At 59.3% G+C, this 25,563-nt stretch carries 29 protein-coding genes; 24 read left to right on the top strand and 5 right to left on the bottom strand.

The window, feature by feature from the left end; genetic code table 11:
- Positions 1–3: 3 nt before the first annotated feature.
- From fliQ to flhB, 3 genes are read left to right on the top strand one after another with little or no spacing between them, the layout of a single operon-like run.
- Positions 4–273, top strand: coding sequence for a flagellar biosynthesis protein FliQ (gene fliQ, locus ACA064_RS22845; protein ID WP_047226258.1), 270 nt, complete (start codon positions 4–6; stop codon positions 271–273).
- 3 nt (positions 274–276) lie between these two features.
- Positions 277–1,059 carry a flagellar biosynthetic protein FliR gene (gene fliR / locus ACA064_RS22840; protein WP_497670154.1) on the top strand — a complete coding sequence of 261 codons (783 nt, stop codon included), beginning with the start codon at positions 277–279 and terminating at the stop codon, positions 1,057–1,059.
- Positions 1,060–1,062: 3 nt separating this feature from the next.
- Positions 1,063–2,199: a flagellar biosynthesis protein FlhB gene (flhB, locus tag ACA064_RS22835; protein ID WP_497670153.1), complete on the top strand. Its 1,137-nt coding sequence runs from the start codon at positions 1,063–1,065 to the stop codon at positions 2,197–2,199.
- A 124-nt stretch (positions 2,200–2,323) separates the two neighbouring features.
- Here flhB and ACA064_RS22830 read toward each other — a convergent pair whose 3' ends face one another.
- From ACA064_RS22830 to ACA064_RS22820, 3 genes are all read right to left on the bottom strand, one after another.
- The gene (locus ACA064_RS22830; protein ID WP_497670152.1) at positions 2,324–2,731 is read right to left on the bottom strand and encodes a DUF6124 family protein; all 408 of its coding nucleotides are present in this window, start codon (positions 2,729–2,731) and stop codon (positions 2,324–2,326) included.
- Between the two features lie 437 nt (positions 2,732–3,168).
- Complete coding sequence (locus ACA064_RS22825) at positions 3,169–3,609, bottom strand: type II toxin-antitoxin system VapC family toxin (RefSeq protein WP_497670151.1); 441 nt, start codon at positions 3,607–3,609, stop codon at positions 3,169–3,171.
- Complete coding sequence (locus ACA064_RS22820; RefSeq protein ID WP_497670150.1) at positions 3,551–3,796, bottom strand: type II toxin-antitoxin system Phd/YefM family antitoxin; 246 nt, start codon at positions 3,794–3,796, stop codon at positions 3,551–3,553. Before ACA064_RS22820 ends, ACA064_RS22825 begins: the two co-directional genes overlap by 59 nt.
- Positions 3,797–4,548: 752 nt before the next feature.
- Here ACA064_RS22820 and flhA point away from each other — a divergent pair.
- The 16 genes from flhA (at position 4,549) to ACA064_RS22740 (ending at position 20,525) form a co-directional block, all read left to right on the top strand.
- Positions 4,549–6,678 carry a flagellar biosynthesis protein FlhA gene (gene flhA, locus ACA064_RS22815; protein ID WP_497670149.1) on the top strand — a complete coding sequence of 710 codons (2,130 nt, stop codon included), beginning with the start codon at positions 4,549–4,551 and terminating at the stop codon, positions 6,676–6,678.
- An 11-nt stretch (positions 6,679–6,689) separates the two neighbouring features.
- The gene (gene flhF / locus ACA064_RS22810; RefSeq protein WP_497670148.1) at positions 6,690–8,006 is read left to right on the top strand and encodes a flagellar biosynthesis GTPase FlhF; all 1,317 of its coding nucleotides are present in this window, start codon (positions 6,690–6,692) and stop codon (positions 8,004–8,006) included.
- A 118-nt stretch (positions 8,007–8,124) separates the two neighbouring features.
- On the top strand, positions 8,125–8,955 hold the full coding sequence (gene fleN, locus ACA064_RS22805; RefSeq protein ID WP_497670147.1) for a flagellar synthesis regulator FleN: 831 nt from the start codon (positions 8,125–8,127) through the stop codon (positions 8,953–8,955).
- Complete coding sequence (gene fliA, locus ACA064_RS22800; protein WP_497670146.1) at positions 8,952–9,692, top strand: RNA polymerase sigma factor FliA; 741 nt, start codon at positions 8,952–8,954, stop codon at positions 9,690–9,692. Before fleN ends, fliA begins: the two co-directional genes overlap by 4 nt.
- A 170-nt stretch (positions 9,693–9,862) precedes the next feature.
- Complete coding sequence (locus tag ACA064_RS22795; RefSeq protein WP_024012118.1) at positions 9,863–10,234, top strand: chemotaxis response regulator CheY; 372 nt, start codon at positions 9,863–9,865, stop codon at positions 10,232–10,234.
- Positions 10,235–10,256: 22 nt separating this feature from the next.
- The gene (locus ACA064_RS22790; protein ID WP_497670145.1) at positions 10,257–11,045 is read left to right on the top strand and encodes a protein phosphatase CheZ; all 789 of its coding nucleotides are present in this window, start codon (positions 10,257–10,259) and stop codon (positions 11,043–11,045) included.
- 27 nt (positions 11,046–11,072) lie between these two features.
- On the top strand, positions 11,073–13,274 hold the full coding sequence (locus ACA064_RS22785; RefSeq protein WP_497670144.1) for a chemotaxis protein CheA: 2,202 nt from the start codon (positions 11,073–11,075) through the stop codon (positions 13,272–13,274).
- Between the two features lie 49 nt (positions 13,275–13,323).
- Entirely contained in the window at positions 13,324–14,448 is a 1,125-nt protein-coding gene (locus ACA064_RS22780) for a protein-glutamate methylesterase/protein-glutamine glutaminase (protein WP_497670143.1), read from the top strand.
- Positions 14,448–15,188, top strand: coding sequence for a flagellar motor protein (locus tag ACA064_RS22775; RefSeq protein ID WP_497670142.1), 741 nt, complete (start codon positions 14,448–14,450; stop codon positions 15,186–15,188). Before ACA064_RS22780 ends, ACA064_RS22775 begins: the two co-directional genes overlap by 1 nt.
- Before the next feature lie 14 nt (positions 15,189–15,202).
- The gene (gene motD / locus ACA064_RS22770) at positions 15,203–16,090 is read left to right on the top strand and encodes a flagellar motor protein MotD (RefSeq protein ID WP_497670141.1); all 888 of its coding nucleotides are present in this window, start codon (positions 15,203–15,205) and stop codon (positions 16,088–16,090) included.
- A gap of 50 nt (positions 16,091–16,140) precedes the next feature.
- On the top strand, positions 16,141–16,929 hold the full coding sequence (locus ACA064_RS22765) for a ParA family protein (protein ID WP_497670140.1): 789 nt from the start codon (positions 16,141–16,143) through the stop codon (positions 16,927–16,929).
- Between the two features lie 237 nt (positions 16,930–17,166).
- On the top strand, positions 17,167–18,033 hold the full coding sequence (locus ACA064_RS22760) for a CheW domain-containing protein (protein ID WP_497670139.1): 867 nt from the start codon (positions 17,167–17,169) through the stop codon (positions 18,031–18,033).
- Positions 18,034–18,111: 78 nt separating this feature from the next.
- Complete coding sequence (locus ACA064_RS22755) at positions 18,112–18,594, top strand: chemotaxis protein CheW (RefSeq protein WP_150804304.1); 483 nt, start codon at positions 18,112–18,114, stop codon at positions 18,592–18,594.
- Positions 18,595–18,999, top strand: coding sequence for a DUF2802 domain-containing protein (locus tag ACA064_RS22750; protein ID WP_497670138.1), 405 nt, complete (start codon positions 18,595–18,597; stop codon positions 18,997–18,999). It begins immediately after the preceding gene.
- Positions 19,000–19,312: 313 nt separating this feature from the next.
- Positions 19,313–19,573: a hypothetical protein gene (locus ACA064_RS22745; protein ID WP_497670137.1), complete on the top strand. Its 261-nt coding sequence runs from the start codon at positions 19,313–19,315 to the stop codon at positions 19,571–19,573.
- Between the two features lie 568 nt (positions 19,574–20,141).
- Positions 20,142–20,525, top strand: a complete 384-nt coding sequence (locus ACA064_RS22740; RefSeq protein WP_497670136.1) for a hypothetical protein — start codon at positions 20,142–20,144, stop codon at positions 20,523–20,525.
- Between the two features lie 157 nt (positions 20,526–20,682).
- Here the strand turns inward: ACA064_RS22740 and ACA064_RS22735 are convergent, their stop codons facing one another.
- Together ACA064_RS22735 and fliK are read right to left on the bottom strand one after the other, a co-directional pair.
- The gene (locus ACA064_RS22735; protein ID WP_497670135.1) at positions 20,683–21,012 is read right to left on the bottom strand and encodes an EscU/YscU/HrcU family type III secretion system export apparatus switch protein; all 330 of its coding nucleotides are present in this window, start codon (positions 21,010–21,012) and stop codon (positions 20,683–20,685) included.
- Positions 21,009–22,580 (bottom strand): flagellar hook-length control protein FliK, encoded by a 1,572-nt coding sequence (fliK, locus tag ACA064_RS22730; RefSeq protein WP_497670134.1) that lies wholly within the window; start codon positions 22,578–22,580, stop codon positions 21,009–21,011. The genes ACA064_RS22735 and fliK overlap by 4 nt, the downstream gene beginning before the upstream one ends.
- Positions 22,581–22,774: 194 nt before the next feature.
- Between fliK and ccmA the strand changes: the two genes are divergently transcribed.
- The 5 genes from ccmA to ccmE all read left to right on the top strand — a co-directional run bounded on the left by ccmA (position 22,775) and on the right by ccmE (position 25,563).
- Positions 22,775–23,422: a cytochrome c biogenesis heme-transporting ATPase CcmA gene (gene ccmA, locus ACA064_RS22725; protein ID WP_497670133.1), complete on the top strand. Its 648-nt coding sequence runs from the start codon at positions 22,775–22,777 to the stop codon at positions 23,420–23,422.
- Positions 23,419–24,087, top strand: a complete 669-nt coding sequence (gene ccmB, locus ACA064_RS22720) for a heme exporter protein CcmB (RefSeq protein WP_150643504.1) — start codon at positions 23,419–23,421, stop codon at positions 24,085–24,087. The genes ccmA and ccmB overlap by 4 nt, the downstream gene beginning before the upstream one ends.
- A 95-nt stretch (positions 24,088–24,182) precedes the next feature.
- A complete protein-coding gene (locus ACA064_RS22715) occupies positions 24,183–24,938 on the top strand; it encodes a heme ABC transporter permease (protein WP_497670132.1) in 756 nt (251 codons plus the stop codon).
- Positions 24,935–25,111, top strand: a complete 177-nt coding sequence (ccmD, locus tag ACA064_RS22710) for a heme exporter protein CcmD (RefSeq protein ID WP_497670131.1) — start codon at positions 24,935–24,937, stop codon at positions 25,109–25,111. Before ACA064_RS22715 ends, ccmD begins: the two co-directional genes overlap by 4 nt.
- Complete coding sequence (gene ccmE / locus ACA064_RS22705) at positions 25,108–25,563, top strand: cytochrome c maturation protein CcmE (RefSeq protein ID WP_497670130.1); 456 nt, start codon at positions 25,108–25,110, stop codon at positions 25,561–25,563. The genes ccmD and ccmE overlap by 4 nt, the downstream gene beginning before the upstream one ends.

The following is a 25,563-nucleotide window of genomic DNA, read 5'->3' as shown; positions in this document are numbered from 1 at the left end:
GTTATGACTCCTGAAGTCGCAGTAGACCTGTTCCGTGAAGCGCTCTGGCTGACCACCATGATGGTCGCGGTGCTGGTCATTCCGAGTTTGCTGGTGGGGCTGCTGGTGGCGATGTTCCAGGCCGCCACCCAGATCAACGAACAGACCCTGAGCTTTCTGCCGCGGCTGTTGGTGATGCTGGTGACCCTGATCGTTGCCGGGCCCTGGCTGGTACAAACTTTTATGGAATACATCCTGCAGTTGTACGGCAGTATTCCGCAGCTGATTGGCTGACCCGTGTCTCTGCTGGCGCTTACCGACACGCAGATCAGCACCTGGGTGGCGAGCTTCGTGCTGCCGCTGTTTCGGGTCGGCTCCTTGTTGATGGTCATGCCGATCTTCGGTACGACCCTGGTGTCCACGCGTATCCGCTTGTACTTCGCGCTGGCGATCACCATGGTGATTGTTCCGGTGCTGCCACCGATGCCCGAGGTGCACGCGCTGGACCTGAGTGCGCTGCTGCTGGTTGCCGAGCAGATCATCATCGGTGCCTTGCTCGGATTCTCCTTGCAGTTGTTCTTTCAGGCATTCGTGGTGGCCGGGCAGATCGTCGCGATCCAGATGGGCATGGGCTTTGCCTCGATGGTCGACCCTACCAACGGCGTGTCGGTGGCGGTGATCGGGCAGTTTCTGACCATGCTGGTGACCCTGCTGTTTCTGGCCATGAACGGGCATCTGGTGGTCTTCGAGGTGCTGACCGAAAGCTTCACCACGCTGCCGGTGGGTGGCGGGTTGCTGGTCAATCACTTCTGGGAAATCGCCGGCAAGCTGGGCTGGGTGCTGGGGGCGGCGCTGATGCTGGTGTTGCCGGCGATCACCGCGCTGCTGGTGGTCAACATCGCCTTTGGCGTGATGACCCGGGCGGCGCCGCAATTGAATATTTTCTCCATCGGCTTTCCGCTGACCCTGGTCCTGGGGCTGGTCATTTTCTGGGTCGGTCTGGCGGACATTCTCAATCAGTATCAACCGCTGGCCAGCGAGGCCTTGCAGTTTTTACGCGAACTGGCACGGGCGCGCTGAGTCATGGCAGAAAGCGAAAGCGGTCAGGACAAAACAGAAGACCCCACGGAGAAGCGCAAGAAGGACTCCCGGGAAAAGGGCGAGGTCGCGCGCTCCAAGGAGCTTAATACCCTGGCGATCATGCTGGTCGGGGCCAGCGCCTTGCTGATCTACGGCGGCGCGCTGGCGCAGGAGATGCTGGAGCTGATGCGGCTGAATTTCACCTTGCCCCGTGAGGTGATCGTCGACACGGGCTCCATGGGCCGTTACCTGCTGCACTCGGGACAGATCGCCATACTGGCGCTGCAGCCGGTGTTGATCTCCTTGCTGCTGGCGGCGCTGATCGGGCCGATCGCCCTGGGTGGCTGGTTGTTCGCCGCCAATACGATGGCCCCCAAGTTCAGCCGGATGAACCCGGCGGCAGGCCTCAAGCGTATGTTCTCGACCAAGGCCCTGGTCGAGTTGCTCAAGGCCCTGGCCAAGTTTTTCATCGTCCTGTTCGTGGCCTTGGCGGTGTTGTCGGCGGATATCGACGACTTGATGCGCATCGCCCATGAACCGCTGGACCAGGCGATCATTCACAGTGTCCAGCTGGTCGGCTGGAGTACCCTGTGGATGGCCTGCGGCCTGCTGCTGATCGCCGCGGTGGATGTGCCGGTGCAGCTCTGGGAAAGCCACAAGAAGCTGCTGATGACCAAGCAGGAAATCCGCGACGAGCACAAGGATTCGGAAGGTCGGCCGGAGGTCAAGCAACGGATTCGCCAGTTGCAACACGAAATGTCGCAACGGCGGATGATGGCGTCGGTGCCCGAGGCCGACGTGATCATCACCAACCCGACTCACTATGCGGTAGCGCTCAAGTACGACCCGGAGAAGGGCAGTGCCCCGGTGCTGCTGGCCAAGGGCAGCGACTTCACCGCCTTGAAGATCCGTGAAATCGCCGTGGCCAACGATATCCTCCTACTAGAATCGCCAGCCCTGGCGCGGTCGATCTACTACTCCACCGAACTGGAACAGGAAATCCCGGCGGGGCTGTACCTGGCGGTGGCGCAGGTGCTGGCGTATGTCTATCAGATTCGCCAGCATCGGGCGGGTAAGGGGAAGCGACCGGATCCGTTGAAGGATTTGCCGATTCCAGAGGATTTGCGGCGTGATTCCTGATAGTTGCGCTAGCAGTGCCAGCCTCATCGCGAGCAAGCTCGCTCCCACATTTGATCTGTGTTGGTTCAAGATTGTGTGATCGGCACAAATCCTGTGTGGGAGCGAGCTTGCTCGCGAATGGTCTTCAGGTCGACGCTGAGTTGACTGGCTTGACCCGATTTTCCACCGGCTTCAGCGGATTTTCGTTATCCAGCGTCTTTTCGATCAACAGCAACCCCAGTTCGAGCATTTGATGGATGGCCAGGGCCAGGTTGCGGTCTTTGCCTTCGAGGTCGTCGGACAGGTCCAGGGTCAGGGTGGTGGCTGAACAGAAGGTTTCGTAGGCATAGGCCAGCAAGGCTTGGGTGTTGATGTCGGGGGCGACGGTGAAGATCTGGGGGCGATCGTTGCTGGAGCGCGGTTTGGCTGAGGAGGGCGGATTGAGGTAGTGGTCGAGGGCGCGGTGGGCGGCCTGGTGGAGTTTTTTGGAGTCGAGGGATTGGTAGGGGGAAACGTTTTCAGTTTCAGGGGGATCGGGGGTGACTTTGGTCATGGTGAAGCTCCTTTCGTTGGGGAGCCGCCACCGTCTGCCGCCAAGCAGATTTGGGTGGCGGATTGCACAAGGTTGGCGGACCGGAACGAAAGGAACCCGGCACCCCCGAAGGGGTCCTTGCGCAACCCGCCATGACACAAGAATGCGGGCGAAAAAAAACGCCTGCAATCGTGTTGGGGGCGCTGTTGCGCCTTTCGAATGTCGGGCCGCCAAGCCCGTCCGCTGATTTTGCAGCGACTGGCGAAGGTTATCCGCCGGCTTGTGGCAAAGCAAGCTTCAAAACCTGTCGGAAAACTCTTGATTGGGTCAGCTAACGGAATCTAAGGTCTGGTGATTAACTGTGGCGAGGGAGCTTGCTCCTTGGTAGTTGCGGTGAAAGTTGCGGCCTCATCGCGGGCAAGCCCGGCTCCCACATTTGATCTGTGTCGGATAGAAGTTCAATGCCCGAGCTCGGTCAAGTGTGGGAGTGGGCTTGCTCCCGCTGGGTCGCGTAGTCTCAACAAGGTAATGCCTTCCACTGTGGCTTGTGCGATCAGAATCCGGTCGAAAGGGTCTTTATGAATCGATGGCAAACTATCGATGGCGACCGCGTGTTCGCTGGCGATAGGTAGCTCGCTGTATCCGTTATCCAATAATCCACGACGCAGTACGCGTGCATTCACCTGAAAGTCAGAACGCCCCAAGCCATGCTTGATAGCTATTTCCCATAGGCTGGCGGCGCTGAAAAATAATTCATTTTCAGGCGCTCCAATCAGTGTACGGGCCGCGGGGGATAAGCGATCAGGATCACCCGCAGCAAGTGCGTGTCCAACAGTAGCTTCATGCTTCACCGACAAACATTTGTTCGATTTCAGCGCTGCCCATTTGATCGAAGTCATCCAGCACGCTGATCTGTCCCGTCATGAATCCCAGTCGTTTCACCTGGCTGGATTCCGGGGTGGTCAGTGACATGACCTTGACCAACGGTTTGCCGGCTTTGGCAATGATAAAAGGCTCCCCTTTTGCGGCCTGCTCGATCAGGCGTGACAAGTGTGTTTTGGCTTCGTGGATATTGACAGTGTGCATGATTGAATCCTTGTCGGACTAAGTCTGGTTGGTTTGGTCCGACTCAAGAAAAACAGCAAGCCATGGATCTCCGGCTGACGCGTTCTACCTGAAGCACTGCGATTGCAGGTTTTGGGGCCGCTGCGCGACCCAGTGGGATCAAGCTCCCTCGCCACAGGGATGGTGTTTGCCCCTTGGTAGTTGCGGCCTCAATCGCGGGCAAGCCCGGCTTCAAACGAATGGGTGGCAGCTGTACGCGGGTTGACCGACCGGGAATCAAGGGACCCGGCACACCCGAAGGTGTCCCACGCACAGCTGCCGCGACACGATACCTCAGGTACAAAAAAAGCGCCTGAAATAGGTCTTGGGCGCTGATGCGCCTTGATTTATGCGGACGGTCAAATCCGATCGCTGAATTGGCAGCGACTCTTGAAGGCTAACCACGGGATTTCCTACCGACAACCTTAAAAGCCTGTCGGAAAATTCCTGGTCGTGCCCCCTCTTGATGGTTGGTAGCAGTGCTGGCCTCATCGCGAGCAAGTTCGCTCCCACAGGGGATCTATGCCAGATCGCAATAGCGCGACCGACACAACACCTGTGGGAGCGGGCTTGCTCGCGATAGCGTCCTCCCAGGCACCGCAAATCCTTGATCCTTATACATCTTCATCGCTCCACTATTTTCCGCCTGGGCAAAAGTTGGAAGGCTTCTTGCAGTAGCCGCTTTGCGCCTGCTTTCGGCGTCAAAAGTTTGCTTCAAGGGACGGGGAATACCGGTGGATCGCTCTCAGTTAGTCAACAGTGCTCGCAGCAACCTGGCGGACCTCAGTCGAGGCAATCTGGGCGTGCCGCTGTTGCTGTTGGTCATGCTGGCGATGATGATGTTGCCGATCCCGCCGTTCCTGCTCGATGTGTTTTTCACTTTCAACATTGCCTTGTCGATCGTCGTGCTGCTGGTCTGCGTCTACGCCTTGCGGCCGCTGGATTTTGCGGTGTTCCCGACCATTCTGCTGGTCGCCACCTTGATGCGCCTGGCCCTGAACGTGGCCTCGACCCGGGTGGTGATGCTCCACGGCCAGGACGGCCATGCCGCCGCCGGCAAGGTGATCCAGGCCTTCGGTGAGGTGGTGATCGGCGGTAACTACGTGGTCGGTATCGTGGTCTTCGCGATTCTGATGATCATCAACTTCGTGGTAGTGACCAAGGGTGCCGGGCGGATCTCCGAGGTGAGCGCGCGTTTCACCCTTGATGCGATGCCCGGCAAACAGATGGCCATCGACGCTGATTTGAACGCTGGCCTGATCGATCAGGGCCAGGCCAAGGCGCGCCGGATGGAAGTGGCCCAGGAAGCCGAGTTCTACGGTTCCATGGACGGTGCCAGCAAATTCGTTCGCGGTGATGCCATCGCCGGTCTGTTGATTCTGTTCATCAACCTGATCGGTGGCATGGCGGTGGGTATCTTCCAGCACGGCATGAGCTTTGGCGATGCGGGCAAGGTCTACGCGCTGTTGACCATTGGTGACGGTTTGGTGGCGCAATTGCCATCACTGTTGCTGTCGACCGCCGCGGCGATCATGGTGACCCGTGCTTCCGGTTCCGAAGACATGGGCAAACAGATCAATCGGCAGATGTTTGCCTCGCCCAAGGCCCTGGCTGTGGCCGCCGGCATGATGGCGGTGATGGGCCTGGTGCCGGGCATGCCGCACTTTTCCTTTCTCAGCATGGCCGCCCTGGCTGGCGGCGGTGCTTATCTGTTCTGGAAGAAGCAGAGCGTGGTCAAGGTCCAGGCGCTGCAAGAGGTCCAGCGCCAGCAGGAGCTGCTGCCATCGCCAGCCCGCGCCCAGGAAACCAAAGAGCTGGGCTGGGATGACGTGACGCCGATCGACATGATCGGCCTGGAGGTCGGCTACCGGCTGATTCCGCTGGTGGACCGCAATCAGGGTGGTCAGTTGCTGGCGCGGATCAAGGGCGTGCGCAAGAAGCTCTCCCAGGATCTCGGGTTCCTCATGCCCACCGTGCATATTCGAGACAACCTCGATCTGGCGCCCAGCGCCTACCGCCTGACCCTGATGGGGGTGACCCTGGCCGAGGCCGAGATCTACCCGGATCGCGAACTGGCGATCAACCCGGGGCAGGTCTTCGGCACGCTCAATGGCATTACCGCCAAAGATCCGGCCTTCGGCCTGGAGGCGGTGTGGATCGAGGTCAGCCAGCGCGCCCAGGCGCAATCGCTGGGGTACACGGTGGTCGATGCCAGCACCGTGGTCGCCACCCACCTCAACCAGATTCTCTACAAGCACTCCAGTGAGCTGATCGGCCACGAAGAAGTCCAGCAACTCATGCAGTTGCTGGCCAAAGGTTCGCCTAAGCTTGCGGAAGAGTTGGTGCCGGGCATTCTGTCGCTGTCGCAACTGCTCAAGGTGCTGCAGGCGCTGTTGGCCGAGCAGGTGCCGGTGCGCGATATCCGCAGCATCGCCGAGGCCATCGCGAACAACGCCAACAAGAGTCAAGATACTGCCGCGTTGGTTGCCGCGGTGCGCGTCGGATTGTCCCGTGCCATCGTCCAAAGCATTGTAGGGCTTGAGTCCGAGCTGCCTGTGATCACCCTTGAGCCAAGGTTGGAACAGATATTGCTCAATAGTTTGCAGAAGGCAGGACAAGGCCAGGAAGAGGGCGTTCTGCTGGAGCCAAGCATGGCCGAGAAGTTGCAACGCTCGTTGATCGATGCGGCGCAGCGTCAGGAAATGCAAGGTCAACCGGTGATATTGCTGGTAGCCGGTCCGGTCCGCGCGATGCTTTCGCGGTTCGGACGTCTGGCAGTCCCGGGTTTGCATGTGTTGGCGTATCAGGAAATTCCTGACAACAAGCAAGTGACCATCGTTGCGACAGTAGGGCCCAACGGCTGAGGTAGTGGGTTATGCAAGTTAAGCGTTTTTTCGCCGCCGATATGCGTCAGGCCATGAAACTGGTTCGCGATGAGCTGGGCGCCGATGCCACGATTATCGGTAACCGCCGGATCGCCGGCGGGGTCGAGCTGACGGCTGCCCTGGATTACAAACTGTCCGCGCTGGCTCCGCGCGTGCCAAATATCGAACTCGAAGACGAACTGCGCAAAACCCAGTCGCGGATCGTCACCGCCCAGGCGGAACTGAGCCTGCGCGGGGATGGCGATTCAACGAACAATCGTCAGTTGTACGCCGGTTTGCCGCTGACCGCCGCTGAACCCCTGATCGAGCCGACCTTCGTCGAACCACCGCGCCCTGCGCCGCCATCGGCTGCGCCTTCAGTGGATCAGCGGGCGTTCGACTCGATGCGCTTCGAACTCAATGGCCTGCGTGAACTGCTGGAAGTGCAGTTGGGCTCGCTGGCCTGGAACCAGTTGCAAGGCAGTCGGCCCCAGCAAGCCAACCTTTGGCGCCGTCTGCAACGCATCGGTTTGTCCGGTCCGCTGTCGCGGGATTTGCTGGCACTGATTACTGAAATTGAAGAACCTCGTCAGGCCTGGCGCATGCTGTTGGCGCACCTGGCGCGGATGATTGCCACACCCGAAATCGAGCCGCTGGAAGAGGGCGGGGTGATTGCCATGGTCGGCCCCGCCGGCATGGGCAAGACCACCACCCTGGCCAAGCTGGCGGCGCGTTATGTGCTCAAGTACGGCGCGCAGAACATCGCGCTGGTGAGCATGGACAGCTACCGGATTGGTGCCCAGGAACAACTCAAGACCCTGGGCCGCATCCTCAATGTGCCGGTGACCCACCTCGACCCGGGCCAGTCCCTGGCCCAGGCCCTCGATCCGCTGCTGCGCAAGCGTGTGGTGTTGATCGATACCGCCGGCCTTCAAGCCAGCGACCCGGCGTTGCGCATGCAGCTGGAAAGCCTGGCCGGGCGCGGGATCAAGTCAAAAAATTATCTGGTCCTGGCAACCACTAGCCAGAAACAGGTTCTAACCGCTGCTTACCACAGTTACAAACGCTGCGGGCTGGCTGGCTGCATCCTGACTAAACTGGATGAAACAGCGAGTCTGGGCGAAGTGTTGAGCCTGGCGATCAGTCACCAGTTACCCGTTGCCTATCTGACCGATGGGCCGCGGATACCGGATGATCTGCATTTGCCGCGTCGCCATCAATTGGTCAGTCGCGCAGTGAGTGTGCAGATGCAGGAAGAACCCAGCGAAGAAGCCATGGCTGATATGTTCGCTGACCTCTACCACAGTCCGACCAAGCGGGTCGGCTGAGGTAATCATGAATAGATTGCAGTGTACCTACATCGATGGTCTGCCATGCATTGTTCCAATGGGAACGCGCAGCCAGTTATGTGGCCTCCGTCTAAGTAAGACAAGGTAAAGAACGAACATGGGCAGCATGCATCCCGTACAGGTGATCGCGGTGACCGGCGGCAAAGGTGGCGTCGGGAAAACTAACGTGTCAGTGAACTTGTCCCTGGCTCTAGCAGAGCTCGGCCGGCGCGTCATGCTGCTGGATGCCGATCTGGGGCTGGCGAACGTCGACGTTCTGTTGGGACTGACACCCAAACGCACTCTGGCCGATGTGGTCGAGGGGCGCTGTGAACTGCGCGATGTGCTGCTGCAGGGGCCGGGCGGAATCCGCATCGTTCCTGCGGCGTCCGGCACGCAGAGCATGGTGCACCTGAGTCCGGCGCAGCATGCCGGGCTGATCCAGGCCTTCAGCGATATCGGCGACAACCTCGACGTGCTGGTGATCGACACCGCCGCCGGGATTGGCGAGTCGGTGGTCAGTTTCGTCCGGGCAGCCCAGGAAGTATTGCTGGTGGTCTGCGACGAACCGACTTCAATCACCGACGCCTACGCGCTGATCAAACTGCTCAATCGCGATTACGGCATGAACCGTTTCCGGGTTCTCGCCAACATGGCGCAGAGCCCGCAGGAAGGGCGCAACCTGTTCGCCAAGTTGACCAAGGTCACTGATCGCTTCCTCGACGTCGCCTTACAATACGTCGGTGCGGTGCCCTACGACGAATGCGTGCGCAAGGCGGTGCAAAAGCAGCGTGCAGTCTACGAAGCGTTCCCGCGTTCCAAATGCTCGCTGGCATTCAAGGCCATCGCGCAGAAAGTCGATACCTGGCCGTTGCCAGCCAATCCGCGCGGGCACCTGGAGTTTTTCGTCGAGCGCCTGGTGCATCAAACAGCGGGTCCCGTCATATGACATCCAGCGGCTACAACCTTTACAAAGCCTCGGCACGTGACAGTCAGCACGAGCTGATCGAGCGTCATGCGCCGCTGGTCAAGCGGATTGCCTACCACTTGCTGGCGCGTCTGCCGGCCAGTGTGCAAGTCGAGGATCTGATCCAGGCCGGGATGATCGGCCTGCTCGAGGTCTCGACCAAATACGACGCCAGCAAGGGTGCGAGTTTCGAGACCTATGCCGGTATCCGTATTCGTGGGGCGATGCTCGATGAGGTGCGTAAAGGTGACTGGGCGCCGCGTTCGGTACACCGCAATACCCGGATGGTCAGTGACGCCATTCGCTCAATTGAAGCTAAAACCGGTCGCGACGCTAAAGATCATGAGGTTGCGGCCGAACTCCAATTGAGTCTCGACGATTATTACGGGATTTTGAACGATACCTTGGGCAGCCGACTGTTCAGTTTCGACGATCTGTTGCAGGACGGCGAACATGAAGGGCTGCATGAGGATGGCGCGAGTGCTCATCTCGAGCCGTCGCGTGATCTGGAAGATGAGCGTTTCCAGGCTGCGTTGGCGGACGCGATTGCCAATTTGCCGGAGCGTGAGCGACTGGTCTTGGCGCTGTACTACGACGAAGAGCTGAACCTCAAGGAAATCGGTGAGGTCCTGGGGGTCAGCGAATCGCGGGTCAGCCAGTTACACAGCCAGTGCGCGGCCCGCTTGCGGGGGCGTTTGGGGGAGTGGCGAGCGCGCTGACAGGCAGTGTGGGGACACTGCGAACGAGGCTGGTACGGCGTTGTTGCTGAACCGGTCACGGCCCGTTGTGCTTCATACAACCGTTGAGTGTTACGCCGAATTGATAGCGATGGCGCGTACAGGTGCTGGGCGCGTTTTAAGACTGCTTGGAGGTCGAATTGGACAAGAACATGAAAATCCTCATCGTTGATGACTTCTCAACAATGCGGCGGATCATTAAAAACCTGTTGCGTGACCTTGGGTTCACCAACACGGTCGAGGCGGATGACGGTACTACCGCGATTCCGGTCCTCAACAGTGGGAGCATCGACTTTCTGGTAACCGACTGGAACATGCCCGGCATGACCGGTATCGACCTGCTGCGTCACGTGCGTGCCGATGAAAAGCTCAAGCACCTGCCGGTGCTGATGGTCACGGCCGAAGCCAAGCGCGAGCAAATTATCGAGGCCGCTCAGGCCGGAGTGAATGGCTACGTGGTCAAACCCTTCACGGCCCAGGCGTTGAAAGACAAGATTGAAAAGATCTTCGAACGCATCGGTTGATGGAATTCGCCATGGGGGAGCTATGGAGCATTACGAAACTTCACAGGGCGATTTTGAATTAACCCTGAAAAAACATGCCCGCGAGCTGGTCGACAGCCTTGAAAAAGGCCAATTCGGCGATGCTGTGCAATTGATCCATGAGCTCAACCAGACCCGTGATCGCGGCCTGTACCAGGAAGTCGGCAAGCTCACTCGCGAACTGCATAGTGCGATCGTCAATTTTCAGATTGACCCGAACATGCCGCAAGCCAAGGAAGTTTCACAGATCACGGATGCCACTGAGCGCCTGTCCTATGTGGTCAGGCTGACCGAAGCTGCGGCCAATCGCACCATGGATCTGGTCGAGGACAGCACGCCGCTGGTCAACGGCCTGACCAATGACGCCCAGGCGTTGAGTGCCGACTGGGGACGTTTCATGCGCCGCGAAATCGGTGCCGAAGAGTTCCGTGAGCTGGCCCGGCGGGTCGACGGTTTTCTGACGCGCAGCGAGCAACAGAATCGTATCGTCTCGGCCAATCTCAACGACATCCTGCTGGCGCAGGATTACCAGGACCTTACCGGTCAGGTGATCAAGCGCGTGACTCAGTTGGTCACGGAAGTTGAAAGCAATCTGCTCAAATTGGTGCTGATGGCCAGTCAGGTCGACCGTTTTGCCGGCATTGAACATGACCGTGAAGCGATCCTCGCGGAAAAAGATCCAGAAAAACATCTGTCTCAGGGTGAAGGTCCGCAGATTCATGCCGATAAACGTGAAGACGTTGTGTCCGGTCAGGACGATGTAGACGATTTGCTTTCCAGCCTTGGATTTTAGGCCGACCTATCAGGAGCACCCATACACATGAGCTTCGGCGCCGATGAAGAGATCCTTCAGGATTTTCTGGTTGAGGCCGGCGAGATTCTTGAGCAACTGTCCGAACAACTGGTCGAGCTGGAAAGCCGACCCGATGATGCGGATTTGCTCAATGCAATCTTTCGCGGTTTTCACACTGTAAAAGGGGGCGCCGGCTTCCTCCAGCTGCATGAGCTGGTGGAGTGCTGTCACATCGCCGAGAACGTCTTCGACATCCTGCGCAAGGGTGAACGACGGGTCGACTCGGAATTGATGGACGTGGTTCTGGAAGCGCTGGATGCGGTGAACGGTATGTTCACCGAAGTCCGCGAGCGCACCACGGTCACCGCCGCAACGCCAGAGTTGTTGGCGGCCCTGGCGCGCCTGGCTGAGCCCGCCGCTGCAGTGGCGGTAGAAGTGAGTGCCGAACCGGTCGCCGAGAGCGATTCGGGGGACGTCACTGACAATGAATTCGAATTGTTGCTCGACTCGCTCAATGCGGTGAAGGCCCAAGCCGAAGCACCTGCAGCAGCACCGGTAGCGGCGGGCAGCGATGAAATCAGCGATGCCGAGTTCGAGTCGTTGCTCGATCAGTTGCACGGCAAAGGCCAGTTCGCGGTCGACGCACTCGCCACACCGGTCGAGCCTGCAGCCCCTGTGGCCGTAGCGGCCAGCAACGAAATTACCGACGACGAATTCGAAGCACTGCTCGACCAGTTGCACGGCAAGGGCACCTTCGCGGTCGAAGCCCTGGAATCGGCTATCGCTGCGGTACCGGCTCCGGCCGCGCCCAGCGCGGTAGCGGCGGGCAGTGATCTGATTTCCGATCACGAGTTCGAATCGCTGCTCGATGAATTGCACGGCAAAGGCAAGTTCACTGAAATGGGCGCCAGCGCTGCAGTGGCCGCACCGGTGGTCAAAGCAGTGGTCAAGCCTGTCGCCAAGGCAGCTGAACCCAAGGTTCAAGCACCGAAGCCTGCCGCAGCGGCTGCACCTGCCCGTGCCCCGACTTCGCCGCCAGCGGAAAAGCCGGCCAGCGAAGCCGAGACCACTGTGCGGGTCGATACCGCGCGGCTGGACGAGATCATGAACATGGTCGGTGAACTGGTGCTGGTGCGTAACCGCCTGGTGCGCCTGGGTCTCAACAGTGGCGACGAAGCCATGTCCAAAGCCGTGTCGAACCTCGACGTGGTGACGGCCGATCTGCAGACCGCGGTGATGAAGACCCGCATGCAGCCGATCAAGAAAGTCTTCGGGCGCTTCCCGCGACTGGTCCGCGACCTGGCACGGCAGCTGAAGAAAGAGATCAACCTGGAACTGGTCGGCGAAGAAACCGACCTCGACAAGAACCTGGTCGAAGCCCTGGCCGACCCGCTGGTCCACTTGGTGCGCAACGCGGTCGACCATGGTTGCGAATCGCCGGAAGAGCGCGAAGCTGCGGGCAAGTCCCGCGGCGGCAAAGTGATTCTGGCGGCGGAGCAGGAAGGCGACCACATCCTGCTGTCGATCTCCGATGACGGCAAGGGCATGGACCCTCACGTCCTGCGCGCCATCGCGGTGAAACGTGGGGTGATGGACAAGGATGCCGCGGATCGTCTGAGCGACACCGAATGCTACAACCTGATCTTTGCGCCAGGCTTCTCGACCAAGACCGAGATTTCCGACGTGTCCGGTCGTGGCGTGGGCATGGACGTGGTGAAAACCAAGATTTCCCAGCTCAACGGTTCGATCAACATCTACTCGACCAAGGGCCAGGGCTCGAAGATCGTCATCAAGGTGCCGTTGACCCTGGCGATCATGCCGACGCTGATGGTCATGCTCGGCAACCAGGCCTTCGCCTTCCCGCTGGTCAACGTCAACGAGATCTTCCACCTCGACCTGTCGCGCACCAACGTGGTCGACGGTCAGGAAGTGGTGATCGTGCGCGACAAGGCGCTGCCACTGTTTTACCTCAAGCGCTGGCTGGTCGCTTCCGCCGCTCATGAAGAGCAGCGTGAAGGCCATGTGGTGATCCTTTCGGTGGGCACCCAGCGGATCGGCTTTGTCGTCGATCAACTGGTTGGCCAGGAAGAAGTGGTCATCAAGCCATTGGGCAAAATGCTCCAGGGAACCCCGGGCATGTCCGGCGCCACCATTACCGGTGACGGCCGCATCGCCTTGATTCTCGATGTCCCGAGCATGCTCAAGCGTTACGCCGCGCGGCGTATTTGATTCTGGTGGAGCAGGGCAGTCTTGCCCCGCCCTGCCTAACGGAGTGTTTATGGTAGTCAAGGTCCTGGTGGTGGATGATTCGGGTTTTTTCCGCCGCCGCGTCTCGGAAATTCTTTCAGCGGATCCGAATATCCAGGTCGTCGGTACGGCGACCAATGGTAGAGAGGCGATCGATCAGGCCCTGGCCCTCAAGCCGGACGTGATCACCATGGACTATGAGATGCCGCTGATGGATGGCATCACGGCAGTGCGGCACATCATGCAGCGCTGCCCGACCCCGGTATTGATGTTCTCCTCGCTGACCCATGAAGGCGCCCGGGTCACCCTCGATGCGCTGGATGCCGGTGCGGTGGACTTCCTGCCGAAGAATTTCGAAGACATCTCGCGCAACCCCGAGAAGGTCAAGCAACTGCTGTGCGAGAAGGTTCACAGCATCTCCCACAGCAACCGGCGTTTCAGTGCCTACAGCAGCGCTCCGGCGGCGCAACCGTTCGCGGCACCGTCACCCGCGGTCAGCAGTCTGGGCAGCAGTGTGCCGACACGTCCGGCTCCCGCGCCGATTCCGGCTCGCACGCCAGTGGCCAGCCCAAGCTCACCGGCACCGAAACGCAAAGCCTACAGGCTGGTGGCGATTGGTACGTCTACCGGTGGCCCGGTCGCGTTGCAGCGGGTGCTGACTCAATTGCCGGCAAACTTTCCAGCGCCGATCGTGCTGGTCCAGCACATGCCGGCGGCCTTCACCAAGGCCTTCGCCGAGCGTTTGGACAAGCTGTGCCGGATCAGCGTCAAGGAAGCCGAGGACGGCGACATTCTGCGTCCGGGCCTGGCCTTGCTGGCGCCGGGTGGCAAACAGATGATGATCGACGGCCGTGGCGCGGTGAAAATCCTTCCGGGCGACGAACGTCTGAACTACAAGCCGTGCGTGGACATCACCTTCGGTTCGGCGGCCAAGTCCTACGGTGACAAAGTTCTGGCGGTGGTACTCACCGGTATGGGCGCCGACGGCCGCGAAGGCGCACGCCTGCTCAAGCAGGGTGGCAGCGCGATCTGGGCCCAGGACGAAGCCAGCTGCGTGATCTACGGGATGCCGATGGCGATCGTCAAGGCTGACCTGGCGGACGCGGTGTACAGCCTGGACGAGATCGGCAAGCATCTGGTCGAGGCGTGTCTCTGATGGATGTTTTAAGCCTCATCGGGATCATCCTGGCGTTTGTCGCGATCATAGGCGGCAACTACCTGGAAGGCGGTCATCTCGGGGCGCTGGCCAACGGTCCGGCGGCCTTGATCGTGATCGGCGGGACGGTCGGCGCGGCGTTGTTGCAGGCACCGATGAGCGCCTTCAAGCGTTCGATGCAGATCCTGGTATGGATCATTTTTCCACCGAGGATCGACCTGGCCGGCGGCGTCGATCGGGTGGTCGGCTGGAGCCTGACGGCGCGCAAGGAAGGTTTGCTCGGGCTGGAAGGGGTGGCCGATGCCGAACCCGACAATTACTCGCGAAAAGGCCTGCAATTGCTGGTGGACGGTGCCGAGCCGGAAGCGATTCGCAGTATCCTCGAGGTGGACTTCTACACCCAGGAAAGCCGCGACATCGAAGCTGCCAAAGTCTTTGAAAGCATGGGCGGTTATGCGCCGACCATCGGCATCATCGGTGCGGTGATGGGCCTGATCCATGTCATGGGCAACCTGGCCGACCCTTCGCAATTGGGCAGCGGGATTGCCGTGGCCTTCGTCGCAACCATCTACGGGGTCGCCAGTGCCAACCTGGTGCTGTTGCCGATTGCCAGCAAACTCAAGTCGATAGCCATGCGCCAGTCGCGGTATCGCGAAATGTTACTTGAAGGAATCCTGTCGATTGCCGAAGGTGAGAATCCTCGTTCCATTGAGTTGAAGCTTCAGGGTTTCATGGACTGATGGGGTAATGGACTATGGCTCGTCGTCGCCACACTGAAGAACACGTCAACCACGAACGCTGGCTGGTGTCCTATGCCGACTTCATCACCTTGCTGTTCGCTTTCTTTGTCGTCATGTATTCGATTTCGTCGGTCAACGAAGGCAAGTACAAGGTGATTTCCGAGGCGTTGATTGGCGTGTTCACCGATTCGGATCGCGCCCTCAAGCCGATTCCGATTGGCGACGAACGAGCGAAGACGGTCACCCCGGCGCAACCCCTGGTCAAGGACAGCGAGCAAGTCGATGCCGGCATCGCCGGGGCGAGCAATGACCCGCTGAAGTCGATCGCCGATGACATCAGCGCGGCGTTCGGCGACCTGCTCAGCTCCAGGCAGATGACCATCCGCGGCAATGAGCTGTGGATAGAGATCGAACTCAATTCCAGCCTGCTGTTCGGCAGCGGCGACGCGATGCCCAGCGATATCGCGTTCAATATCATCGATAAGGTCGCGGTGATTCTCAAACCCTTCGATAACCCGATTCACGTCGAAGGTTTTACCGACAATCAGCCGATCCGCACCGCGCAATACCCGACCAACTGGGAGCTGTCTTCGGCGCGCTCGGCGAGCATCGTGCGCATGCTGGCGATGCAGGGGGTGAATCCCGGCCGCCTGGCTTCGGTGGGATACGGCGAGTTTCAACCGGTGGCCAACAATGCCACCGCCGATGGCCGTGCGCGCAATCGGCGGGTGGTGCTGGTGGTCTCGCGCAATCTCGATGTGCGTCGCAGCCTGACCGCTACCGGGGCGGCGAATGCCAAGCCGGATGCGGCCTTGAAGCGTGCTGGCACACAAACTGCACCCACGTCTGTAAAGTCGCCGGGGCCTGAGAGTGCCGTCAATTCTCTGTCGCCGGCTCTATAACGTAGCGCTATTTCTCGGTTGAACTTGTTCGACCGGGAGGAACAATCCGAATGAGAGTCTGGGCAGTCGCCAATCAAAAGGGTGGTGTTGGTAAAACCACCAGTTCCATCGCTCTAGCCGGTTTGCTGGCCGAGGCGGGCAAGCGCGTGGTCGTGGTCGATCTCGACCCCCACGGCTCCATGACCAGCTACTTCGGCTATGACCCTGACAGCCTCGAACACAGCGGCTACGACCTGTTTCTGCACAAGGGCAGTGTGCCGGCCGGGTTGCCCGGTCAATTGCTGCTCAAGACCAGTGACGAACGCATTTCCCTGTTGCCGTCGAGCACCGCGCTGGCCACCCTCGAGCGTCAGTCGCCGGGCCAGAGTGGCCTGGGCCTGGTGATCGCCAGGAGCCTGGCGCAGTTGTGGCAGGATTTCGATTACGCGCTGATCGACAGCCCGCCGTTGCTCGGCTTGCTGATGGTCAATGCCTTGGCGGCCAGCCAGCAGTTGGTGATTCCGGTACAGACCGAGCACCTGGCGGTCAAAGGTCTGGAACGCATGGTCAACACCCTGGCGATGATCAATCGCTCGCGCAAGCAGGTGTTGCCTTTCAGCATCGTACCGACCCTGTTCGACCGCCGGACCCAGGCTTCCCTGGGCACCTTACGGGTGCTGCGCGACATGTATCCCGACGACATCTGGCAAGGCTACATTCCGGTCGATACCCGTTTGCGCGATGCCAGCCGGGCCGGCCTGACACCTTCGCAGTTCGACGGCAAAAGCCGTGGGGTGTTGGCTTATCGGTCGTTGCTCAAACACCTGCTGGCGCAACAACTCGTTGCGCAGGTGGCTTGAAATGAGGCTTCTTTCTACGGGACCGAGGTCGGACGCAGCTTTTGCAGGAGCTGGCGTAGCCTGCGATCTTTTGGCGGTACCGGGAGTGCCGCACATCAAGATCAACAGATCGCAGCCTTCGGCAGCTCCTACGGGATTTGTGTACACCCCCGACATCCGGGGTGTGGAGGATCGGCGTAGGAGCTGGCGCAGCCTGCGATCTTTTCCGGCGCACCGAATGATCTGCTGGAGAAAACAATGAACCGGCCGGTAAAAATCACTTCTCGGCCGCAACTGGCGCTGCAGTCTTATCTGGACGCGCTGCTGCAGGACGCGACCGAAGAGCTTGAACTGACACCTGAAGCGTTGCCCGAGCGGGTGGCGGCGCAAGACACGCTGGATGAGTTTCAGGCCGCCGTGCTCGAAGAGCAGGCCCGCGATGCGCAGCAACCCGCGGTGGTCGCGGCGCCAGTGCTAGCGCCAGTGGTACGAGCCCCGGTTGCCTTGGTCGAAGCACCTGCAGCGGTTTTGCCGCCCGTGTTGACTGTCGCACCGCAGGTGCAAGCCCTGGTCGCGCCAGTGGCCGAAGTTCATCTGCCACCGAGCAACACGCCGCCGCCAGTCGATAGCGACGGTCGCCCGTCCTGGGCTGGCGAACCGTTCGAATGCCTGCTGTTCGATGTGGCGGGCCTGACGCTGGCAGTGCCGCTGGTTTGCCTGGGTTCAATCTATTCCCTCGCCGGCCACGAACTGACGCCGCTGTTCGGTCAGCCGGAGTGGTTCCTCGGGATTCTGCCGAGCCAGGCCGGCAACCTGAAAGTACTGGATACCGCGCGCTGGGTCATGCCGGATCGCTACCGCGATGATTTCCGTCAGGGCTTGCAATACGTGATCTCGGTTCAGGGCTATGAATGGGGGCTGGCGGTGCATCAGGTCAGCCGTTCCCTGCGCCTGAATCCGAACGAAATCAAATGGCGCAGCCATCGTGGTCAGCGTCCATGGCTGGCCGGCACGGTGATCGAGCACATGTGCGCGCTGCTGGATGTCGCCGAACTGGCCGAATTGATTGCCAGCGGTGGGGCCAGGCATCTGCCCGGCAGCAAGCCGACGAACAAGCCTGCATAACCAACAACAGGCTGCACCTTGAGTGCGGCCAGACAGAACACACACCGTTTCCAACGGTTTTTTTGAGGGGTCAGGGGTATGAATAAGTCGTCGTCTCTACAGAGTTCCGAAGATCCGATCCTGCAATGGGTGACCTTCAAGCTGGACAATGAAACCTACGGCATCAACGTGATGCGCGTTCAGGAAGTCCTGCGCTACACCGAAATCGCGCCAGTCCCGGGTGCACCAGCCTACGTGCTGGGCATCATCAACCTGCGCGGCAACGTGGTCACCGTGATCGACACCCGTCAGCGCTTCGGACTGATGAACGCTGAAATCAGCGACAACACCCGTATCGTGATCATCGAAGCCGACAAGCAAGTGGTCGGGATCATGGTCGACAGCGTGGCGGAAGTGGTTTATCTGCGTCAGTCGGAAATCGAAACCGCGCCCAACGTCGGTAACGAAGAATCGGCCAAGTTCATCCAGGGTGTGTGCAACAAGAACGGCGAACTGCTGATCCTGGTCGAGCTGGACAAGATGATGAGCGAAGAAGAATGGTCGGACCTGGAGCAAATCTGATTGATTCTTGAGGTGGCTGTGATTGTTCTGGGCATCCTCTGGGTAACGACCCTGGGGCTGTTCCTGGCCTACGCCAAGCGCCAGCGGCAGGCCGCTCTGGTCCAGGTCCAGGCCCAAACCCAGGCCGATGCACTGCGCGATCAGCGCATCAAGGACCTGGCCAAGCGCGTCGACGATTACCAGAACGGTAATGTGCGGATGGGCGATGCCCTGCATGAACTGCGGGCGGTGGTCGAGCCATTGCCGGACAAACTGGCCCGGCTGGAACAGCGTGATCCGACCAGCCTCTCATTCGCCCAGGCCGCGCGCTTGGTGGGCATGGGTGCCAGCGTCGACGAACTGACCCAGTCCTGCGGCCTGACCCAGGCCGAAGCCGAGTTGATGACCAAGGTGCACAAAAACTGAAGACGAGCTGCTGGCGATGAACAATTGCAGCCAAGGAGCTTGTTGTGGCGAGGGGGCTTGCCCCCGCTGGGCTGCGAAGCAGCCCTGAAACCTGCGACTGCGTTCTTTTAGATAGAATCCCGTCACTTGTAACGTCTACCTCGTCGATCATCAAGTTAATGGCTCGACAGTAATTGATATTTTAAATGTTACACATTGGATAGTGTTCATATAGTCAAGGTTCTCCATAATCCGCTTGAGTATTGACTATCTGTCAGTGCGCGAGATTTCAATATGTTTCGAATAATTGATTAGCGATCGAAGGAGAACGTACATGGAACAAGAGCCAGTCCGTCATACAGGGGTCATTGAGTCATTTGATTTAGAAGATCCAGGTTGGCCGGTGGTAACTCCGAAAGCAAAAGGTACGGTCAGGTCTACACCTGATGGTAAACTTTACGATTTGCTGGGTAGGGACTTTATGGGGGCGTCCCTGCCTCTCGTCGGGATACGTATTTCTTTTATTCTTTATATATGGAATGGCAAAGTCACAGCTGGTGATATTCGACGAGAAGACAATAATCAGTCCGCTTAAATAATATATTGATTGAAGTTAGCGTCGTCGTGTTGGCCGTTCCCACAGATTCCGCTGTGTTACTGATGCACCGCGTTACCCTGTGGGAGCGGGCTTGCCCGCGAAGATTGCCTAAAAGCCAACATCCCTCTCGACTAGTAGTCCTCTCCCTGCGCCGTCACATATCGCTCCATCATCAGCGCTTGCGGGTGATGGCCTCCGGGAGCGTGCCTTTCAGGTTCCAGACCAAGACGATGATCTCGACGAGGGTCTGGTACGACACCTGGAAAGTTATTCGTTCATATCTGTCGCGCAAGCATTTATGTGGCGACTATTCCTACATGTTTTTCGGAAGTAATCTGTCTGCTGGATACCTTGATTTCTGATCCCGCTTCGCTATTATTCTGATGCCTCTATATCGGCGACTGCCTCTAAAAGGCCAATAAAAAACCAAGTCGTGAAGGGGCTTGTATGCTGGATGTGCTATGTAGTACACCGCTTTGGGTTTATGCGGTTTTTTTTCGTAATAACTTACTACGGAGTTCTGGCCTGTTTCGAAAATCATGAAACCAAAAGGTCCTTGCTGTTAGTGTCGCTGATTTTCGTAATGGTATCGCTGTTTTCCTTGAATCTATCTCAGGGCTTGTTTATGCCTCTGGCGTCTTATGGGACGGGTTTGGTGACGGGGTGGTTCGCAGCTTTCGATTTTTACTCATGTCGTGATGTCGGACGAGAGGGTGACAATCTAGTCATTGGTGGATCGCCCAAGGTATTGATTGTCTACTGGCTTTTTTTCGCATGGCGATACTATAGCGGCTATCACGCCGCAATTAATCCAGAAGTAGTCAATGAAGTCTCGGCCATTGTCTGTTCCTCCCTTGCCTCGGGTTTTATTAATGGCTTGATTGTCGGTCGGTCTTTCATGCTGTTGCGTCTATTGAGGGTCGACAAGATGTCAGCCCAGAAAGTGTAGGAGCGAGCTTGCTCGCGATGGACTCGAGGGCGGCGCGTTCATTCAGACAACACGCGTTATCGTTGACGACCATCGCGAGCAAGCGGAACGCCGCCCGGCTGCTCCTACAGGGGCACAGCACCCGCGAAGACGACCTTAAAGTCAACATCCCTCTCGACTAGTAGTCATCTCCCTGCGCCGTTACATCCCGCTCCATCATCGGTGCTTGCGGGTCATGGCCTTCGGGGAACTTGCTTTTGAGGTTCCAGGCAAACGCAATAATCTCGGCGATGGTCCGGTACAACTCTTCCGGGATGCTGTCGCCCAGTTCCATTCTTGCCAGCAATTTCACCAGCTCGGCATTTTCGTAGATCGGCACTTCGCAGTCGCGGGCAATCTTCAGAATGGCTTCGGCCAGTTCGTCGTCGCCCTTGGCGGTGAGGGTCGGTGCGTGCTGGCCGTCGTATTTGAGGGCGATGGCCTGGCGGGGTGGGGTGGGGTTTTTCATGCGGTTTCGTCGACCCAGCGTTGTTCGAGGCGGGTTTGTGCGCCTTGGGGAGGTGTGCCGAGGTGGCAGTCCAGATCGCCGACGTTCAGGCCTGAGGCGACCAGGCGTTCACGCAGCCCGCTCAAGTGGCTCTCGATCAGGCTGGCGGTGTACGGCCGCTCGGCCCATAGCTGACCGGACAATCGGCCCTGAACCAGCTGTGCCTGAATCTGCAGCGGCCCGAGCGGTTCCATGGCGAACGCCAGCTCGACTCGCCACAACAGTTGCTTGGGTTCGCGCTCCGGGTGTTTTTCGCTCGGTTCTTTCTCGGGTGTTTCCTCGCGCTGAAACTTGAGTTGCAACGGCACTATGTCCTGCAGGTTGCGCATGGGGATTTCCAGCTGCCAGGTGCTTTGCAGATTGCCATCGGCGGTGAGGCCGGTCTGTTCCAGACTCGACAGCTGATGGCTTTGCAGGCGGGAAACCGCCGCGGCAGCCAGGCGCAGCAAGTGTTCCAGATCACCTTCGCCGTCCTGACTTTGCAGCAAGCGCGAAGGTAGCGGGAAGCCGCCGGGGTGTGGTTTGGCGCTGACTTGGCCGAGGGTGCCGAGGGCGCTGCGGACAAAGCTCGGCAACGCCTGGGCCAAGGTGTTGGCGGCAATGATTGCGTTGAAGTTGGTGTTGGCCGGCAAACCGGGGGCCATTTGCCCGATCAGTCGCAGCAGGTTGCCCTTCATGTCCGGGGTCAGCGCCGGGTTTTGCCCGGCGAGCAACTTCGCTTCAAGAAACAGACCACTGTTGGCCAGCGCCTGGGCCAGGCCCTTGGGCGTGCTCAACTGTTGGGCGTCGGGCAATCCGCTCAGCAACTTGTCGATGGCCGCGCGCAGATCGGTTGATGTAGTGCCGGCTGAGGTCTGATTCTGCAAGGCGTTGAGCAAGCCCTCCAGCGAACCCTGGCGGCTCTGTTGACTGATCAGTTGTTGCGCCACTGCCAGTTGGTCCTGACGACCGCTCAGGGGCACGAAGCTCAACGCCTGTGATCCTTGGACCATGGTGCTGAGCAGGCTGCCGACGCGCAGCGGTTGCGGGCTGTCGATGCTCAAGGTGCTGCCGCTCAGGGCGGTATTGAGCAGGCTCACCAGCGAGCGATAAACCGAGGGTTGGCCAGGGGGTTGTGGCAGCAACTGAGTGGTCAGCACCTTGCCCTGGAGCAAACTGCCGACCGGCAGTTGCGAGGTATCCAGGCGGGTGAGGGTGGCGACGCTGGAGGCGATGGCCTGCTGCACGCTGATTGCCAGTTTGCCGGCCGACGGCTGGCTCACCGCCAGGTTCGTGCCTTCGAGCAGGGGCTGGTTGCTGGTGGCCTGGATGGTAGTCTGGCGGCCGCTGTCGAGCGTCAGCTTGAGCAGCAACTGGAACGTCTGATCCGCCTGTTTCAGCGACAACACTTCGGCCTTGGCGGTCTGCCCGGCGGCGATCAGGCCTTCCAGCGGTTGCAGCAGTTTGAGCAACTCGCCACTCACCGCGGCCGGGCGCGTGGCGCCGGGAGTGGGCGGTGGCAGCGGGAGTATGTTCATTTCGCCTGTCATCGGGTCACAACCTGTCGAAATTGCCCTCTTTGGATCAGGACATGACATGTATAATGCCGCCCCGTTATCAAGGGCGCGCTGAAAACATCACAAATGTTGACGCAGCTCTCCAGAGCAGGCCGCCAATTCAATTATTCTGCATCACTTTAACGGCCGCTCCACCGCCGACTTGAACCCTAAAGGCCCGCGATCTCTTGACCAGCCCACTTCTAGAAGCCGTAGCGCTCGCCTGTGAGCGAGACTGGCGGATGCTCTTCGAAAACCTCGAATTGCGTCTGGCGGGCGGTGATATGTTGCAGATCAGCGGCCCCAACGGCAGCGGCAAGACCAGTCTGCTGCGCCTGCTGGCCGGCCTGATGCAGCCGACTGCTGGCCAGGTCTTGTTCAACGGCCAACCCTTGAAAGCGCAAAGTACTGACCAGGCGCATAACCTGCTGTGGATCGGTCACGCCGCCGGGATCAAGGATTTGCTGACGCCGGAAGAAAACCTCAGCTGGCTCTGCGCCCTGCATCAGCCGGCCAGCCATGAAGCTATCTGGAAAGCGCTGGGTTCGGTAGGTCTGCGCGGTTTCGAGGATGTGCCCTGTCACACCTTGTCCGCCGGTCAGCGGCGCCGCGTGGCGCTGGCCCGGCTCTATCTGGACAGCCCACGGCTGTGGATCCTCGACGAACCTTTCACCGCCCTCGACAAACAAGGCGTGGCGCAGCTCGAAGAGCACCTCGCCGTTCACTGTGAGCAGGGTGGTATGGTGGTGTTGACCACTCACCACACCTTGACTCGCATGCCTGGGAGTTATCGCGACATCGATTTGGGCTTATACCTTGAGGGCCGGGCCGAATGAGTGTTTTCGGACTACTGGTTGCCCGCGAGGCGCGGTTGTTGTTTCGGCGTCCGGCCGAGCTGGCGAATCCGCTGGTTTTCTTCGCAATTGTCGTCGCATTGTTTCCATTGGCGGTCGGTCCTGAGACTCAATTGTTGCAAACCTTGTCTCCGGGGCTGGTGTGGGTAGCGGCCTTATTGTCCGTCCTGCTCTCGCTGGACGGGCTTTTCCGCAGTGATTTCGAGGACGGATCACTGGAGCAGTGGGTCCTTTCGTCGCACCCCCTGCCTCTTCTGGTTTTGGCCAAGGTACTGGCACACTGGGCGTTTTCCGGCCTGGCACTGGTTTTGCTCGCACCCTTGCTGGCCTTGATGCTCGGTTTACCGGCCGCTTGTCTGCCGGTGTTGCTGGTGTCATTGCTGCTCGGTACACCGATACTGAGTTTGCTCGGTGCGGTGGGCGCGGCGCTGACGGTGGGATTGAAACGTGGTGGCTTGTTGCTGGCACTGTTGATTCTGCCCTTGTACATCCCGGTACTGATTCTCGGCAGTGGCGCCTTGCAGGCGGCATTGCAGGGCATGCCGGCAACGGGTTACCTGCTCTGGCTTGGCAGCCTGACCGCCCTGGCGGTAACCCTGACACCTTTTGCAATAGCTGCTGGCCTGAAGATCAGCGTCGGCGAATAATAATGAGGTCTGGTCATTTTTTGATCACTTTTTGTTGAAAAAAGGCAGACCCTGGCTTTTCGTGCTGACGAAAAGCAACCGTGATGGAAACAGCAATGAACTGGACTTGGTTTCATAAGCTCGGCTCGCCCAAGTGGTTTTATGGTATCAGCGGCAGAATGCTGCCCTGGCTGAGTGTGGCCGCAGTGCTGCTGATCGGCATCGGGGCGGTCTGGGGCCTGGCTTTCGCGCCGCCGGATTACCAGCAAGGCGACAGCTTTCGGATCATCTACATCCACGTCCCGGCCGCCATGCTGGCGCAGTCCTGCTACGTGATGCTGGCGGTGTGCGGCATCGTCGGGCTGGTGTGGAAGATGAAACTGGCCGACGTCGCCCTGCAATGCGCCGCGCCTATCGGTGCCTGGATGACCGTGGTGGCGCTGGTCACCGGGGCCATCTGGGGCAAACCGACCTGGGGCTCGTGGTGGGTCTGGGATGCACGACTAACGTCCATGCTGATTCTGCTGTTTCTGTACTTCGGTCTCATTGCGCTGGGCAACGCCATCAGTAATCGTGACAGCGCGGCCAAGGCCTGCGCGGTGCTGGCAATTGTCGGGGTGATCAACATCCCGATCATCAAATACTCTGTAGAGTGGTGGAATACACTGCATCAAGGTGTGACTTTCAGTCTCACCGAGAAACCGGCGATGCCCGCCGAGATGTGGTTGCCGCTGCTGCTGACAGTGTTGGGTTTCTACTGTTTCTTCGGCGTGGTGCTGTTGCTGCGCATGCGCCTCGAAGTGCTCAAACGTGAAGCCCGCAGCAGTTGGGTCAAGGCTCAGGTGCTGAATACTCTGGAGGCTGCACGATGAGTTTTGCCTCCCTCGGCGATTTTCTCGCCATGGGCCATCACGGCCTATATGTCTGGTCAGCCTATGGCATCTGTTTTGCAGTGCTGGCCCTCAACGTCGCGGCGCCGATCCTGGCCCGCAAGCGTTATCTGCAACAAGAGGCGCGTCGTCTGCGCCGGGAGAACGGCAAGTGAATCCGCTGCGTAAAAAGCGTCTAATGATCATTCTCGCGCTTCTAGTCGGAGTCGGCGCTGCTGTTGGCCTGGCCTTGAGCGCTCTGCAGCAGAACATCAATCTGTTCTACACCCCGACCCAGATCGCCAATGGCGAAGCACCGAAAGACACGCGTATCCGTGCCGGCGGCATGGTCGAGAAGGGTTCGCTGCAACGCTCCGGGGATTCCCTGGACGTGCGATTCATTGTCACCGACTTCAGCAAATCCGTCACCATCACCTACCGCGGCATCCTCCCGGACCTGTTCCGTGAAGGGCAGGGCATCGTCGCCCTCGGCAAAATCAACGCTGATGGCGTGGTGGTAGCCGACGAAGTGCTGGCCAAACACGATGAAAAGTACATGCCACCGGAAGTGACCAAGGCCCTGAAAGACAGCGGTCAATCGGCACCGACACCAGTGAAAGAGGGTTAA

Source organism: Pseudomonas sp. LBUM1658 (assembly GCF_059716055.1).
The sequence above is the reverse complement of the archived record's forward strand: the minus strand, read 5'-3'. Positions and strand labels throughout refer to the sequence as shown.

Excerpts from the sequence above, each read along its gene's own strand:
- ACA064_RS22765 (WP_497670140.1), top strand. The coding sequence starts at position 16,141 with ATGAGAGTCTGGGCAGTCGCCAATCAAAAGGGTGGTGTTGGTAAAACC.
- ACA064_RS22760 (WP_497670139.1), top strand. The coding sequence starts at position 17,167 with ATGAACCGGCCGGTAAAAATCACTTCTCGGCCGCAACTGGCGCTGCAG.
- fleN (WP_497670147.1), top strand. The coding sequence starts at position 8,125 with ATGGGCAGCATGCATCCCGTACAGGTGATCGCGGTGACCGGCGGCAAA.
- fliQ (WP_047226258.1), top strand. The coding sequence starts at position 4 with ATGACTCCTGAAGTCGCAGTAGACCTGTTCCGTGAAGCGCTCTGGCTG.
- ccmB (WP_150643504.1), top strand. The coding sequence starts at position 23,419 with ATGAGTGTTTTCGGACTACTGGTTGCCCGCGAGGCGCGGTTGTTGTTT.
- ACA064_RS22820 (WP_497670150.1), bottom strand. The coding sequence starts at position 3,796 with ATGCACACTGTCAATATCCACGAAGCCAAAACACACTTGTCACGCCTG.
- ACA064_RS22795 (WP_024012118.1), top strand. The coding sequence starts at position 9,863 with ATGAAAATCCTCATCGTTGATGACTTCTCAACAATGCGGCGGATCATT.
- ACA064_RS22715 (WP_497670132.1), top strand. The coding sequence starts at position 24,183 with ATGAACTGGACTTGGTTTCATAAGCTCGGCTCGCCCAAGTGGTTTTAT.
- ACA064_RS22825 (WP_497670151.1), bottom strand. The coding sequence starts at position 3,609 with ATGACTTCGATCAAATGGGCAGCGCTGAAATCGAACAAATGTTTGTCG.
- fliA (WP_497670146.1), top strand. The coding sequence starts at position 8,952 with ATGACATCCAGCGGCTACAACCTTTACAAAGCCTCGGCACGTGACAGT.
- flhF (WP_497670148.1), top strand. The coding sequence starts at position 6,690 with ATGCAAGTTAAGCGTTTTTTCGCCGCCGATATGCGTCAGGCCATGAAA.
- ccmD (WP_497670131.1), top strand. The coding sequence starts at position 24,935 with ATGAGTTTTGCCTCCCTCGGCGATTTTCTCGCCATGGGCCATCACGGC.
- ACA064_RS22780 (WP_497670143.1), top strand. The coding sequence starts at position 13,324 with ATGGTAGTCAAGGTCCTGGTGGTGGATGATTCGGGTTTTTTCCGCCGC.
- motD (WP_497670141.1), top strand. The coding sequence starts at position 15,203 with ATGGCTCGTCGTCGCCACACTGAAGAACACGTCAACCACGAACGCTGG.
- ACA064_RS22735 (WP_497670135.1), bottom strand. The coding sequence starts at position 21,012 with ATGAAAAACCCCACCCCACCCCGCCAGGCCATCGCCCTCAAATACGAC.
- ACA064_RS22755 (WP_150804304.1), top strand. The coding sequence starts at position 18,112 with ATGAATAAGTCGTCGTCTCTACAGAGTTCCGAAGATCCGATCCTGCAA.
- ACA064_RS22745 (WP_497670137.1), top strand. The coding sequence starts at position 19,313 with ATGGAACAAGAGCCAGTCCGTCATACAGGGGTCATTGAGTCATTTGAT.
- ACA064_RS22785 (WP_497670144.1), top strand. The coding sequence starts at position 11,073 with ATGAGCTTCGGCGCCGATGAAGAGATCCTTCAGGATTTTCTGGTTGAG.
- ACA064_RS22790 (WP_497670145.1), top strand. The coding sequence starts at position 10,257 with ATGGAGCATTACGAAACTTCACAGGGCGATTTTGAATTAACCCTGAAA.
- fliK (WP_497670134.1), bottom strand. The coding sequence starts at position 22,580 with ATGACAGGCGAAATGAACATACTCCCGCTGCCACCGCCCACTCCCGGC.
- flhB (WP_497670153.1), top strand. The coding sequence starts at position 1,063 with ATGGCAGAAAGCGAAAGCGGTCAGGACAAAACAGAAGACCCCACGGAG.
- ACA064_RS22830 (WP_497670152.1), bottom strand. The coding sequence starts at position 2,731 with ATGACCAAAGTCACCCCCGATCCCCCTGAAACTGAAAACGTTTCCCCC.
- ACA064_RS22775 (WP_497670142.1), top strand. The coding sequence starts at position 14,448 with ATGGATGTTTTAAGCCTCATCGGGATCATCCTGGCGTTTGTCGCGATC.